The 14,500-nt window shown below is 38.4% G+C and carries 11 protein-coding genes; 9 read left to right on the top strand and 2 right to left on the bottom strand.

Annotated features, from left to right (window positions below; all coding sequences use genetic code 11):
* The first annotated feature begins 18 nt into the window (after nucleotides 1–18).
* Entirely contained in the window at nucleotides 19–984 is a 966-nt protein-coding gene (locus tag ACOH2D_RS12645; RefSeq protein WP_449535461.1) for a tRNA dihydrouridine synthase, read from the top strand.
* Between the two features lie 143 nt (nucleotides 985–1,127).
* Nucleotides 1,128–1,709, top strand: coding sequence for a MiaE family protein (locus tag ACOH2D_RS12640; protein WP_449535460.1), 582 nt, complete (start codon nucleotides 1,128–1,130; stop codon nucleotides 1,707–1,709).
* A gap of 89 nt (nucleotides 1,710–1,798) precedes the next feature.
* Here the strand turns inward: ACOH2D_RS12640 and ACOH2D_RS12635 are convergent, their stop codons facing one another.
* A complete protein-coding gene (locus ACOH2D_RS12635; RefSeq protein ID WP_449535459.1) occupies nucleotides 1,799–3,010 on the bottom strand; it encodes a peroxiredoxin family protein in 1,212 nt (403 codons plus the stop codon).
* A gap of 196 nt (nucleotides 3,011–3,206) precedes the next feature.
* On the opposite strand from ACOH2D_RS12635, the gene pheT reads away from it, so the two are divergent.
* From pheT to ribB, 7 genes are all read left to right on the top strand, one after another.
* Entirely contained in the window at nucleotides 3,207–5,633 is a 2,427-nt protein-coding gene (gene pheT, locus ACOH2D_RS12630) for a phenylalanine--tRNA ligase subunit beta (protein WP_449535458.1), read from the top strand.
* A 161-nt stretch (nucleotides 5,634–5,794) separates the two neighbouring features.
* Nucleotides 5,795–6,295: a thiol peroxidase gene (tpx, locus tag ACOH2D_RS12625; protein WP_348035320.1), complete on the top strand. Its 501-nt coding sequence runs from the start codon at nucleotides 5,795–5,797 to the stop codon at nucleotides 6,293–6,295.
* A 9-nt stretch (nucleotides 6,296–6,304) separates the two neighbouring features.
* Complete coding sequence (locus ACOH2D_RS12620) at nucleotides 6,305–6,676, top strand: diacylglycerol kinase family protein (RefSeq protein WP_348035319.1); 372 nt, start codon at nucleotides 6,305–6,307, stop codon at nucleotides 6,674–6,676.
* A gap of 127 nt (nucleotides 6,677–6,803) precedes the next feature.
* Nucleotides 6,804–9,233 (top strand): DNA translocase FtsK, encoded by a 2,430-nt coding sequence (locus ACOH2D_RS12615; RefSeq protein WP_449535457.1) that lies wholly within the window; start codon nucleotides 6,804–6,806, stop codon nucleotides 9,231–9,233.
* A 41-nt stretch (nucleotides 9,234–9,274) separates the two neighbouring features.
* Nucleotides 9,275–9,916, top strand: a complete 642-nt coding sequence (lolA1, locus tag ACOH2D_RS12610) for an outer membrane lipoprotein periplasmic chaperone LolA1 (RefSeq protein WP_348035982.1) — start codon at nucleotides 9,275–9,277, stop codon at nucleotides 9,914–9,916.
* Nucleotides 9,917–9,930: 14 nt separating this feature from the next.
* A complete protein-coding gene (locus ACOH2D_RS12605) occupies nucleotides 9,931–11,913 on the top strand; it encodes an LptF/LptG family permease (RefSeq protein ID WP_449535456.1) in 1,983 nt (660 codons plus the stop codon).
* A 30-nt stretch (nucleotides 11,914–11,943) separates the two neighbouring features.
* Complete coding sequence (gene ribB, locus ACOH2D_RS12600) at nucleotides 11,944–13,092, top strand: 3,4-dihydroxy-2-butanone-4-phosphate synthase (RefSeq protein WP_449535455.1); 1,149 nt, start codon at nucleotides 11,944–11,946, stop codon at nucleotides 13,090–13,092.
* A gap of 208 nt (nucleotides 13,093–13,300) precedes the next feature.
* Here the strand turns inward: ribB and ACOH2D_RS12595 are convergent, their stop codons facing one another.
* Nucleotides 13,301–14,494, bottom strand: coding sequence for a DegT/DnrJ/EryC1/StrS family aminotransferase (locus ACOH2D_RS12595; protein ID WP_449535454.1), 1,194 nt, complete (start codon nucleotides 14,492–14,494; stop codon nucleotides 13,301–13,303).
* Nucleotides 14,495–14,500 lie beyond the last annotated feature (6 nt).

The raw sequence follows: 14,500 nt of genomic DNA, 5'->3' as shown, positions 1-14,500 counted from the left end.
GCCGTCCTAAATATTAAGATGGCTTCTACTCTACTTTCATCGCCTTTACAAGGCTTTACAGATTTTCGGTTTCGCAATGCCTTTCAGCATTACTTTGGTGGTATCGACACTTTTTACGCGCCCTACATTCGGCTGAATGGAAAGCTAACTATCAAGCAATCCTATCAAAATGACTTATTGCCAGAAAACAACACGACTCTAGAAGTCATTCCGCAAGTCATCACCAACGATCCCGACGAATTTATATTTGTTGCCAAATACGTGCAAAGTTTAGGCTATAAAGAACTCAATTGGAATTTAGGCTGCCCTTATCCTATGGTCACTAAATCGGGAATGGGCTCGGGCTTAATTTGCAATCCCAACAGAATCAACGAAGTTTTACACAAAGCCCACAACGAAACAGACATTCTGGTATCTATGAAAATGAGAATGGGCTACGATAACCCAGAAGAAATTCTAGATGCCTTTCCTATTTTAGATCAATATCCGCTTAAAAACATTGCCATTCACGCCAGAATTGGCAAGCAACTCTACAAAGGCCCCGTCAATTTGGATGCTTTTGAAAAATGCATCACGAGCACCAAGCACAAGCTTTATTATAACGGAGACATCACCAGCGTTGCTGCTTTTAAAGCCATTGCAGAACGGTTTCCACAAATCGATCATTTTATGATTGGCCGTGGCTTAATTGCCGATCCTTTTTTACCAAGCATGATAAAAAATGACACGACCGAATATCCAAAAAACCGATGGTCAATTTTCTCTGAATTTCACGACACCATTTACCAGCAATACGACGAATATCTTTCTGGCCCAACCCCAATTAAAATGAAAATGCTAGGCTTTTGGGAATTCTTTTCGCAATCGACCTCCAATCCACAAAAAACATTGAAAGCCATAAAAAAGGCGGACAATCCTATCAAATACAGAAAAGCGGTGGAGCTCATTTTAAACACGGAAATGAGAGTTAGTAACGCTTTTTAAAAAATCACACAAATTATTTAAGAATTTTTATAAGCGGCAGTCTCTGTCCCGATAAATTATCATGCATTAACCCCATCTTAAAATATCACTATCTTCGAAAATTATTTGAAAATATTTATTAGTTCAATTTTTATTAGAATAAAATGCTACACCTTAAATTAGAAACAGATCCACGTTGGGCTGCCATTGCTGAAGAAAATATCGAAGAAATTTTGACCGATCACGCGTGGTGTGAACAAAAAGCGGCCACCAATGCAATTACGATCATTACTCAGAATTCAGAATATCCAGATCTGGTTACTGATTTACTGGAACTTGCCCGAGAAGAACTAGAACATTTTCAAATGGTTCACGAAATCATCAAGAAAAGAGGTTATACGTTAGGAAGAGAGCGCAAAGACAATTATGTGAATGAACTTTATAAGTTTATGAACAAAGGCGGCAGTCGTTTACAGAGCATGGTGGATAGACTCCTGTTTTCGGCGATGATCGAAGCGCGCAGTTGTGAACGTTTCAAAATGCTATATCAGCACGTCGAAGATCCTGAACTCTCAAAGTTTTATTATGACTTAATGGTTAGTGAGGCAGGTCATTACACACTTTTCATTACCTATGCGCGCAAATACGGAAAAGATATTGATGTCGATAAACGCTGGAAAGAATTGGTGGATTTTGAAGGCGAATTGATTAAAAAGTATGGAAAGAGCGAGAGTATTCATGGGTAAAGAGTGAAGTTAAAATTGCTTGCCCGTCCGTAGCTTTAGCAAAGGCGGGAAGTAGAAATTGAAAAAAGTTGGTATTGAAATTTTGATATTTACTCCGCTAAAAGTTCATCTATAAAACTTTCAAACTCATTCTTAAAATCAATATAATCCTTACCGGTTGCTGGTCCACTAAAACCCGTGTGGATCTTTCGAACCTTTCCAGTTTTATCAATAAAAATAGTGGTCGGATAAGATAGGATATGATTCAACATCGGCAATTTCTTTTGAGCATCAATCTTATTTGAAGTTCCATATTGCGCCAACAAGATCGGGTATTCGATGCCTATTCTATTTTTTAATTCTGCGATACTCTTAAATGCTTTTGCTTCTGTTTTCGCATATTCAAAGGCCAGAGCCACAAATTCAATATCCTTATCGGAATTGTTATTATAGTATTCAGAAAAATATTTCGTTTCATCCAAACAGTTCGGACACCAAGTGCCCATAATTTGAACAACCACGACTTTATCTTTAAATTGCGGGTCGTTTAAAGACACCATCGTACTATCTGCTTGTGGAAAACTGAATTCTAAACGCTTATAACCTTCTTTTAAAAAAGTAAGCGTGTTGGCATCAGGCAACTCAAAAAGATCATTTCGTTTGGCTTCAAACGGCTCGGCATAGGTGTTCCCCGAAAAAAAAGTACCACTCATTGTGCTATCCGTCACAGTAGCCACGAACAAATAAGCATGCGAGCCATCAAAGGTTGATAATTTAAGTTGATTGTCATTTACAACGCCTTCCAAGTATCGATAATCGCCTGTTTTGGTCTGAAAAGTACCCGTGACCTTTTGCCCTTTTTGTTCAAAAACGCCCTTCGCCAGGTATTTTTTTTCATCAGAATCAGCACTAAACAACACTTCCCAACTGCCGGAAACATCAGTCGCTGCAGGGTCCGTCAACTTGAAGCGTGCATTGGAATTATAAAAAGCTTTAAAAGGCAATCTCGACCCAAAGCTTTCATTGAAAAAACTGCCAATCATCCCATCTTCAGTTAGCTTAACCACAATATAGCCCTCAAAAACAGGCATCTTAATGTAAACCGAATCATTCTTATAGGTAATATCATTCACTAAAATAACTTCGTCCGCATTAAATATCTTTAAGGCCTTATCAGAAGTCACTTCAAAATTAAAAGGAATATGTTCCTGCCCATTCACATCCAGCTGACCCAAATACATACCATGCAGCATTTTCTTTGAGGTATCTCTATTACAGGATAAAAATAAAAAAACAAGTATAATGACGGACAGGTGCTTCATAGCGAATATGGGACTTTTTAGGTTAGTAAAAATAAGGCTAAAAAACATTGAAAATAAAATTATATACCATTTCTATAACTATATACTATTATTATCTTTACCCCGAATTTAAAATAAGTCGGACGCTAGGCCGAATAACGCGGATTCAGATTGCAAAACATTGAATAAAATATAGCTATAGCTTAATACTCTAAAAATGAAGATTTCTTATAATTGGTTAAAACAGTTTGTAAACATTGATTGGACTCCTGAACAAACCGGCGAATTACTTACCGACCTAGGTCTTGAAGTTGAGGGCATCCACACTTTTCAATCTGTAAAAGGCGGATTGGAAGGCATTGTAGTTGGCGAAGTTTTGACCTGTGTACAACATCCCAATGCGGACCGTCTTAAAGTTACGACCGTGAACATTGGATTGGACACACCCTTACAAATTGTTTGTGGCGCACCAAATGTAGCCGCTGGCCAAAAGGTACCGGTTGCGACCATAGGAACCACTTTATATACTGCAGAAGGTGAAGCTTGGACCATCAAAAAAGGAAAAATTAGAGGCGAAGAAAGCCATGGAATGATTTGCTCTGAAGACGAATTAGGTCTTGGAACTTCTCATGATGGTATTTTGGTTTTGGACAATGAACTTGCCGTGGGCACATTACTTTCGAAAATTTATGAAGTTGAAAACGATAAGGTTTTTGAAATCGGTCTCACGCCAAACAGAGCGGATGCCATGAGCCATTTTGGTACGGCCAGAGATCTTAAAGCTGGACTTTTACAACAAAAAAATCACGTCGAACTTATCACGCCTTCCGTAAGCGCTTTTAGAGTAGACAATACCATTTCAAAAATTTTGGTCGATGTGCTCAACAAAGAATTGGCGCCTCGCTATTGTGGGCTTACCATTACAGACATCAAAGTTGGCCCATCACCTGCTTGGTTACAAAACCGTCTTAAAGCGATTGGGTTAACACCAAAAAACAATATTGTTGACGTTACCAATTATGTTCTACATGACCTGGGGCAGCCTTTGCACGCCTTTGATGCCAATAAAATTGAAGGTCACAAAGTCATTGTGAAAACCTTACCAAAAGGAACGAAGTTTAAAACTTTAGATGGTGTTGAACGTGAACTTCATGAAGAGGATTTAATGATTTGCGATGCTGTTAAACCAATGTGTATTGCCGGTGTGTTTGGTGGCGAACTTTCAGGAGTAACCGATCAAACGACAAGTATTTTCTTAGAAAGCGCCTATTTCAACCCAATATCGATTAGAAAATCAGCCAAAAGACATGGTCTAAATACCGATGCTTCCTTCCGCTTTGAACGTGGTGTCGACCCAAATATTACGGAGTACGCCTTAAAACGTGCAGCGCTATTGATTCAAGAAGTTGCTGGCGGATTGATTACCAGTAATATTGTAGATATCTATCCGAAAAAAATTGAAGATTTTCAGGTCCGCTTGTCCTTTGAAAATGCACAAAAGTTAATCGGCGAAGAAATCCCAACAGATATCATCAAGAGCATCCTGATGTCTTTAGATATTAAGGTTAACAATGTTACCGAAACAGGTTTGGGATTAACGGTTCCTGCTTATAGAAATGATGTGGTGCGTGAAGCCGATATTATTGAAGAAATTTTAAGAGTTTATGGGTACAACAACATCAAGTTTACCCAAAAACTAAATGCATCCATCTCTCCATCATCACGTTTTGAAGATTTCAAACTTCAAAATGTCGTTGGAAATCAATTGGTAAGCCAAGGTTTTTATGAGATTTTATCCAATTCCTTAACGACGCCAGCTTATACAAAATTAAGTGCGGATTTAAAGGAAGAGCATAATGTAACGATGCTCAATCCGTTGAGCAATGATTTAAGTGTAATGCGTCAAAGCTTGTTGTTCTCAGGGCTTGAAGCCGTCAGCAGAAATATCAACAGAAGACGCTCTGATTTAAAACTGTTTGAATTTGGCAAATCCTATCATAATCAGGACTCCAAATATGTTGAAAATAAACATTTAACGCTTTTTGTAACTGGAAATGAGAATGCAGAGCGCTGGAACTCCAATCCGAAACCCACTAATTTCTTTTACTTAAAAGGCGTTATTACCGCCGTTTTAGAACGCTTGGCCCTAGGTCAATTCACGGCATCTCCAATTCAAAACGATGCCTTTAGTGAAGGCATCAGTCTTCAAACTGGTAATAAGAGCTTAGTGGATTTTGGTCTGGTCAATAAAAAAATCATGAAGCATTTTGATATTTCTCAGGACGTATTGTTTGCTGATTTCAATTGGGACCATGTGATTGAAATGGTAAAACACAAAAACATTGCCTTTAAGGAATTACCTAAATACCCAGCATCTCGACGCGATTTCGCCTTATTATTGGATGAAAACATCACTTTTGAAGCTATCGATACCATTGCCAATCAAACCGAAAAACGCTTACTAAAAAGTGTGGATTTATTTGATGTTTATCAAGGCAACACCCTTCCAGAAGGCAAAAAAAGTTATGCCGTGAGTTTTAAATTCCAGGATGAACACAGCACGCTTACCGACCAGCAGGTTGATAAAATCATGAAGAAATTGCAAACTAATTTTGAAGAGCAACTTGGCGCAGAGTTGAGATAGGTTTTTATATAAAGGTGATGGAAAATAGTCATAACATTTTTCACATGATCCTATAGAAAGCTCGTTTCAGAATTTAGGTCCGAAAACATTCTATTTTAATTAATAGGCAAACCCTCAAATAATCCTTAATTTTAACATTTCAAAATAAACACTTTTATATTATGGCAACTGTAACACTTAAAGGCAACCCAGTAACAACTTCTGGAGAACTTCCGAAAAAAAGAACGAACGCTCCCAACTTTAAATTAACAGCGACCGACCTCTCTTCAAGATCACTTCATGACTATTTGGGTCATAATGTGATTCTAAACATTTTTCCAAGTGTTGATACAGGTACTTGTGCACAATCGGTTAGATCTTTTAATCAAAAGGCAGCGCAACTCGACAATACCAAAGTGATTTGTATTTCTAAAGATTTGCCATTTGCATTCTCCCGTTTTTGTGCGGCCGAAGGCATTCACAACGTAGAGAGCCTCTCTGATTTTAGAGATGGTAATTTTGGCAAAAACTACGGCTTAACCATTATTGATGGACCTTTAGAAGGCTTACACTCAAGATGTGTAGTCGTTTTAAACGATAAAGCTGAAGTTATCTATACGGAACAAGTTTTTGAAATTACAGAGGAACCGAATTACGACGCCGCACTAGCATCGCTTTCATAGTCTTAATTTATGTCCCAAAAAAAAGATTCGTTACTGGTCAATCGCTTAAAAAGTATAGGTTGGGCCTATAAAGGTGCGCTAATTTTACTGCGAACGGAAGCGAGTATTAAAATTCAATTTGCGATTGCCATTCTGGTAACTATTGCTGGGTTTTACTTTGAAATCTCCACTACAGAATGGCTCTTTCAAGTCGCCATGATTGGTTTGGTCATGAGTATCGAAGGCGTCAACACGGCTATTGAAGCAATTGCCGACTTTGTTCATCCAGACCATCACGCCAGTATTGGTCATATTAAAGACGTGGCAGCAGGTGCCGTTTTTATCGCGGCAATTTCTGCAATTATTGTAGCGGCAGTCATTTATTATCCAAAGCTTTTTTAATACTAATTCGGTTAGGATTAACGTTAGTAATTTGTATTTTTGTTTCCTTAAGAAAACAGATAAACCTAGCTTATTTCAGTAATACAATTTTATAAAAAATAGATTTCCGTGGTCACGGAAGGTTCACATGGCGAAGAAGAAAACCAAAGCTAAAAGCAGTACTACAACACCTAAAACCAAAAAAACGTACCGAAACTTCGGGATCAAATTATCAAATCAGCAAAAACTCATTTTTGGTAGCTTGTTGGTAATTCTTGGTGCTTTGTTGTTTATTGCCTTTCTTTCATTCTTTTTTACAGGAAATGCAGATCAAAGCACACTTACTGAAATTGGCACTCGTGACGTGGTGGCCGAAAATTGGCTCAATAAATTGGGCGCCTGGGTAAGCCACTTTTTTATTATGAATGGTTTTGGGGTGTCAGCATTTATTTTTGCTGGATTAATTTTCATTTCCGGAATTTACGTTTCCTTAAACATCAATAAAGCAAAACTGAGAAGCCATTGGATTTGGGGAACGCTCATTGCTATTTGGCTGTCTATTTTCTTCGGATTCTTTTCTCATAAATATGACGCTCTTGGTGGAATTATCGGTTTTGAAATGAACTCGTTTTTCCAAGATTATATCGGCATTATTGGTACCGCGCTCCTACTCCTTTTCGGACTGATTATTTATGCGGCCATCCGCTTTGAAGTCACTGGCGAAATGATAGTCAAGGTTTTCAAATCGGCTAAAAATGACATGAAAGAAAATTTTGAAAGTGATACCAACACCTCAGAATCTTATGCGCTTATAGATAATGATTTGAGCGCTGAAGCTGAGGCGATAAAAGCGGCTTTCGATTTAAAGCCTGCTAAAGTAGAATCCGTGGTAGCGGCGGTTGTAAAGCCAAAACCCGAACCTAAAATTGAAACTCCGCAACTTCGTATTGAGGTGCCTCAACAAAAGCAAGAAATGGAGGATGATGAAGATGAATTGACGATGCAAGTGGAGCATATCGCAGAAGAAGCCACAGAAAAGAATAACTTATCTGATCGATTAGTGGCCGAGTATGGAAAATTTGACCCGACGTTGGAATTGAGCAAATACCAGTTCCCACCTTTGGATCTTTTAAAAAAATACGATTCTGAAGGGATTACCATCGATCAAGATGAGCTTGAAGAAAACAAAAACCGTATTGTTGACACCCTTAACAACTACAGTATCGGCATTACCAATATTAAAGCGACCATCGGTCCGACCGTTACCTTATATGAAATTGTTCCCAATGCCGGCGTCCGCATCTCAAAAATCAAGAATCTAGAAGACGATATCGCCTTATCATTGGCTGCTTTAGGGATCCGAATTATCGCACCAATTCCTGGTAAGGGAACGATCGGTATTGAGGTACCCAATAAAAACTCGACCATTGTATCGATGCGTTCGGTTATTGCATCTCAGAAATTCCAGAAATCGGAAATGGAATTGCCGATTGCTTTTGGCAAGACCATCAGCAACGAAACCTTTGTGGTCGATTTGGCTAAAATGCCCCATTTACTGATGGCTGGAGCTACTGGTCAAGGAAAATCAGTGGGTTTAAATGCGGTTCTAACTTCTTTACTCTACAAAAAACATCCGGCAGAAGTAAAATTTGTATTGGTGGATCCTAAAAAAGTGGAGCTGACCTTATTCAATAAGATTGAGCGTCATTATTTAGCGAAATTACCCGATAGCGAAGAGGCCATAATCACAGATAACACAAAGGTCATCAACACCTTGAATTCCTTGTGTATTGAGATGGACAATCGTTATGAGATGTTGAAAAATGCTTTTTGCCGCAACATCAAGGAATATAATGATAAGTTCAAGGAACGTAAATTAAACCCTGAGGAAGGACATCAATTTTTACCGTATATCGTTTTAGTGGTGGATGAGTTTGCCGATTTAATTATGACGGCTGGTAAGGAAGTGGAAACACCTATTGCCCGTTTGGCACAATTGGCCCGTGCGATTGGAATTCATTTGATTGTTGCCACACAACGACCTTCAGTGAATGTTATCACAGGTATTATTAAAGCGAATTTCCCTGCTAGAATTGCGTTTAGGGTGACTTCTAAGATTGATTCCAGGACTATTTTGGACAGTTCGGGCGCGGACCAATTGATTGGTCGTGGAGATATGCTTTTCACTCAAGGAAATGAATTGACCAGGATTCAATGTGCTTTTGTAGATACCCCAGAAGTTGAATTGGTCACAGATTTTATTGGCGGCCAAAAAGCCTATCCAGATGCCTATCTTTTACCCGAATATGTTGGAGAGGAAAGTGGCATAAGTCTTGATGTAGACATATCCGACAGAGATAAACTGTTCCGAGAGGCTGCTGAAGTAATTGTCACTGCGCAGCAAGGTTCAGCTTCTTTATTGCAACGTAAGTTAAAACTAGGATATAACAGAGCCGGTCGATTGATTGATCAATTGGAAGCTGCTGGCATTGTTGGCCATTTTGAAGGCAGTAAGGCACGCCAAGTATTGGTTCCCGATCTTGCATCTTTGGATCAACTTTTAGCAAATGAAATTTAATATAATAGAAATTCTATAAAAGCATCAAAAAACCCTTAATAATGAAAAAATTACTTGTATTTGCCATTGTTTTAATATCGTTTTCAACTTTTGCACAAGATGCACAAAAAGCGAAGACCTTATTGAATGAGGTCAATGCTAAGGTTGTAAGTTATAATAACATTAGCATTGATTTTAAATACGTCCTTAGAAACGCAAGCGAAAATATTAATCAAGAAACTCGTGGTGATGTAGTCATTGAAGGTGAAAAATACCTTTTAAACATTCTCGGGGTAACTCGTATTTACGACGGAAAAACACTTTACACCATCAGTCCTGAGGACGAAGAGGTCACAATCTCAAAAAATAACACGGAAGACGAAAACACGATTACACCAAGTAAGATGTTATCGTTTTACAAACAAGGCTACAACTATGCCATGGATATCGTTCAAAATATCAGTGGACGAAAAATTCAGTATGTAAAATTAACTCCCATTGATAGCAATTCTGAAATCAAGCAAGTGTTGTTAGGAATTGATGCCCAAACCAAACACATCTACAATCTTATAGAAGTCGGTAAGAATGGCACACAAACCACCTTAACTGTAAATAGTTTTAAAACTAATGAGCCTATTTCAAAAACCTTATTTACTTTTGATGCTAATAAATACAAGGGCTATTACATCAATAAGCTCGATTAGATAGGCATCATTTTATGAAAATACTGGATAGGTACATACTTCAGACCTACTTAAAAACTTTTTTGAGCGTGTTTGTTATACTCATGCTCATTTTTGTTTTACAGGCCGTTTGGTTATATATTTCTGAATTGGCCGGAAAGGATTTGGATATGGATACAATTCTCAAATTCTTATTGTACATCACGCCCACCCTTATCCCTTTAATTTTACCGCTGACCATTTTATTGGCCTCCATCATGGTTTTTGGAGCGTTTGCCGAAAACTATGAGTTCGCCGCGATGAAATCTACTGGTATTTCATTGCAACGTGCCATGCGAGGTTTGAGTGTTTTTATCGTATTACTTTCCGTAACCACCTTCTTATTTGCAAATAATGTGATTCCTTGGGCGGAATATAATGCCTACAATCTTCGAAAAAACATTGCTAAGCTCAAACCACAAATGGCCATTGCCGAAGGGCAGTTTAATGAAATTGGCAATTTCAATATCAAGGTCGATAAAAAAAGTGGCGATCGTGGTCAATATTTATCTAAGGTGGTCATGCACCAACAAAACAACAACCGACCGGGCAATTATACAGTGATTTTGGCCGATTCAGGAGAACTCATCAGTAATCCCAATTCTAACATTTTGCAACTGGTTTTATTTAATGGGAATTATTACGAAGAAATTCACAGCAAAGACCCGAAGGAAATTCAAAAAAAACCAGCGGTCAAGAGTTATTTTGACACCTACACCATGAATGTGGATTTGGCAGCGTTGAACGATGTGGATCTGGACGAGAAAAGCTATACCAATAGATATAATATGCTGGATGTAGGAGGCCTCAATTACACCATTGATAGTCTTCAACATAAAAAATCCAGTGAACATAAGGAGCTTGCAGAAACCTTATATGGCAGAACCTCAATTAATACTCTGAATGCCAATCTAACGGTGGAAACGGACAGCATTTTTAAGGGCAACATTCTCGATCTTTTTGAAAATAAAAGCAAATTGCAAATCGTGAACCTGGCGTTAAACACGGTTACCAGTACCACCCAAATTATAACCACGAAAGATCAATTCATGAACATTTCAGACAAAGTGCTGAACAAGCATTTGATGGCGCTCCATGAAAAGTATGTGTTGGGGTTTGCATGTTTTATCCTCTTTTTTGTGGGTGCGCCTTTAGGGGCATTGATTAGAAAAGGCGGTATTGGATTGCCATTGGTGGTGGCCATCCTATTATTCCTGACCTATCACTTTATAGGAATCTTTGCTAAAAACAGTGCGGAAGATGGTACTTTCAATCCGATTTTAGCCACTTGGCTTTCTACATTGATCATGCTCCCATTAGGCGTCTATCTCACAAGCCGCGCTACCAATGACAAAGGACTCTTTGATTTTGACAGCTACCTTAACCCGATCAAGAAATTCCTAAATCTCCGACCTAAAAACTCGGTCATGGTGGACGGTGAATTGATTCAATATAGTTTTTTAAATGATTATAATAATGACAAGCTGATCAATATCCTTAAAAATCATGAAGAGCTTAATTTTGATAAGAGTGTCAAACCATTCGCTTTAAATCAATTGCTAAAACGCAATCAAACCATTGAAGACCTTAAAAAACAAGGGGTTCAAATTGTTGATAGCTTTATTGCTTCGAAGAAAGAAGCTGATGATGCGATCGACTATTCAAAATTTGCGTATATCTTTTATAATGTCGGTGTCATCTTGCTCATCTTATATTTTATTCTAAAAAATAACAAGTTTTTAGAAATAGCTTCGGCAGCAATCGACTTAAGCATTATTTCCCTTTTGGTTTATGCACTTTATTATGTCGTCACTTGGTTGAGTGCAAATAAATTCTACAAAAATCTTAGTTTCAAGACCAAACCCATGAACCCGTATCTTATGCTTATTGGCTTGCCTTTTTACGGGGTTTCCCATTTTTTACTTAAGAACAAAATCAAGGAAGACTTGGACAAAAGTTGTATCCTAAATGTAAAATAAGGCATATCTTTGCATAAAATTTCAACAAAAATGACAACAAGTACGATAACATCAGCCATAAAATTACATACTATTGAAGAGGCCATTGAGGATATCAAAAATGGAAAAGTAATTATTGTTGTTGATGATGCCGATAGAGAAAATGAAGGCGATTTTTTAGCTGCCGCAGAAATGGTCACGCCAGAAATGATCAATTTTATGGCCACCCATGGCCGCGGATTGATTTGCACGCCACTTACCGAAAAACGTTGTAAAGAATTGGACTTACATCCAATGGTGCATAATAACACCGATCCGATGGAGACCGCTTTTACGGTATCGGTGGATTTACGTGGGAATGGAGTGACGACTGGAATTTCAGCTAGTGACCGCGCTAAAACCGTAAAAGCCCTGATTGATCCCGATACCAAAGCTTTTGATTTAGGACGACCTGGACATATTTTTCCTTTAGTTGCTAAAGAAGGTGGCGTGTTAAGACGAACAGGACATACGGAAGCTGCGATTGATTTTGCACGTTTAGCAGGCTTACAACCAGCAGGTGTGATTGTGGAAATCATGAATGATGATGGCACCATGGCACGCTTACCGGAACTTATGAAGGTTGCAAAGAAATTTGACGTGAAAATTGTTTCTATAGAAGATTTGGTGGCTTATAGAATGCAGCACGACTCTTTAATTGAAAAGAAAGAAGATTTCGAAATTGTGACCCGTTTTGGCAAATTCAGATTGAGAGCCTATCAACAAACCACTAATGACCAAGTTCATATTGCACTGACTAAAGGTGCTTGGAAAACGAATGAGCCTGTTTTGACCAGAGTGAACTCTACCTTGGTTAATAATGATATTCTAGGTACTTTGACCAATAACGCCGATAAAAAATTGGACGATATGTTCAAGTTGATCAATGATGACGGCAAGGGCGCCATCCTTTTTATCAATCAGCAAAATCAATCTACCGATTTATTGAATAGATTAAAAACATTAAAACAAGAACAGAATCATACTGATGTCATCAAAGCACCAAGCATTGCTATGGACAACAGAGATTTTGGTATTGGCGCACAAATTCTGCACGACCTTAACATTCACAAATTATTGTTGATGTCCAATAGCGAACACACCAAACGTGTCGGGATTATTGGCTATGGTTTGGAGATTGTGGATTATGTGAGTTATTAATTGTTGACATAGAATTAAGACCGCTTCGCTTTTAGAAGCTAGAATCAAGACCGCTTTTAGAGGGTAGAAAATAGTTTGTAGAGGACAGTAGCAAATCTTAACTAAATATAAAAAGGATTCAGAACCCTGTTAGTTCTGAATCCTTTTTTATGTTTAATACTATGGGGACGTAATTATAAAATAGATTTTTCAACAAAACCTTAATCCACTACAAACTCATCTTGATAGCTTCCACCATCTTTAAAGCGCGTGCTTTGACTTCTTCTTTTGTCCAGGACAATTTGATCAGGCACGAGATATTTCGTCCGATATAATGATCGGACTGCTCAAAGGTTTTGGTTTGTAGATATTTTAATCCTGCTTTCACTTCTGCAGAAATCGGAAATAAGCTCTTTACATCTTTTAAATGATCCCACTTTCGGACATAATGCCAATTATTGTCAAAGTAGTGAAAACAACCGTCAACACCGGCAGCTTTCAAGTTTTGGGAAGCTTTTCTGGAAGTTTCCAAATCTGGAAGGAAAAAGTTTAAAAATCCGTAGTTTTCTTCTCCGCCTTCAGGAACGGTTCTAAACGTAACTTCAGGAATTACGGACAGAGCGTTTCTAAGTACATTGAAATTCTTCTTTTGAATGGCCAAAAAATCTGGTAAGCGCCGTACCTGTGCTAATCCCACCGCGGCATGCAGTTCTGAAATTCTAAAATTATAGCCCATAAATGGATGACCTTCTGCGCCCCTATCAGTGCCTTGATGGTCATGACCATGATCAGAATAATGATCTGAATTAATATAGTATTGCTCATTATTAGTTACCACGGCTCCACCTTCGCCACAAGTAATTGTTTTTACAAAATCAAATGAAAAACAGCCCAAATGACCAATACTTCCCAAAGGCTGTCCTTTATAGGTGGCACCAATGGCTTGGCAGGCATCTTCAATAAGAATTAGGTTATGAACATCACAAATGGCTTGTAGCGCATCTATATCGCCCATACTACCGCACATATGCACGATCATAATGGCTTTTGTTTTAGACGAAATCGCATTCTCAACCGCCTTAGGGTCTAAGGTCAAAGTATCATCGATATCCACTAAAACTGGTGTTGCACCCATCATCATAATGGCTTCAAAACTTGCCACAAATGTAAAGGACGGCATAATAACTTCGTCTCCTGCGCCAATTCCTGCCGCAGCTAGGGCTACAGAAACTGCCGCCGTTCCGCTGGACACCAATTGCACATGATTGGCTTTGAAGGCCGATTGTAATTCAACCTCGAGTTCTTTGGCCTTCCAGTGGCCGTTGCGCATGCCATCAAAGCCATAACGCATCAACACGCCGCTATCCAATACATCATTGACCTCTTTACGTTCGGCACTTCCAAATAATTCAAATCCTGGCATATCAAT

This window comes from Gelidibacter sp., from assembly GCF_053579655.1.
Note: the sequence above shows the minus strand (reverse complement) of the source record. Positions and strands in the feature narration are given on the sequence as shown.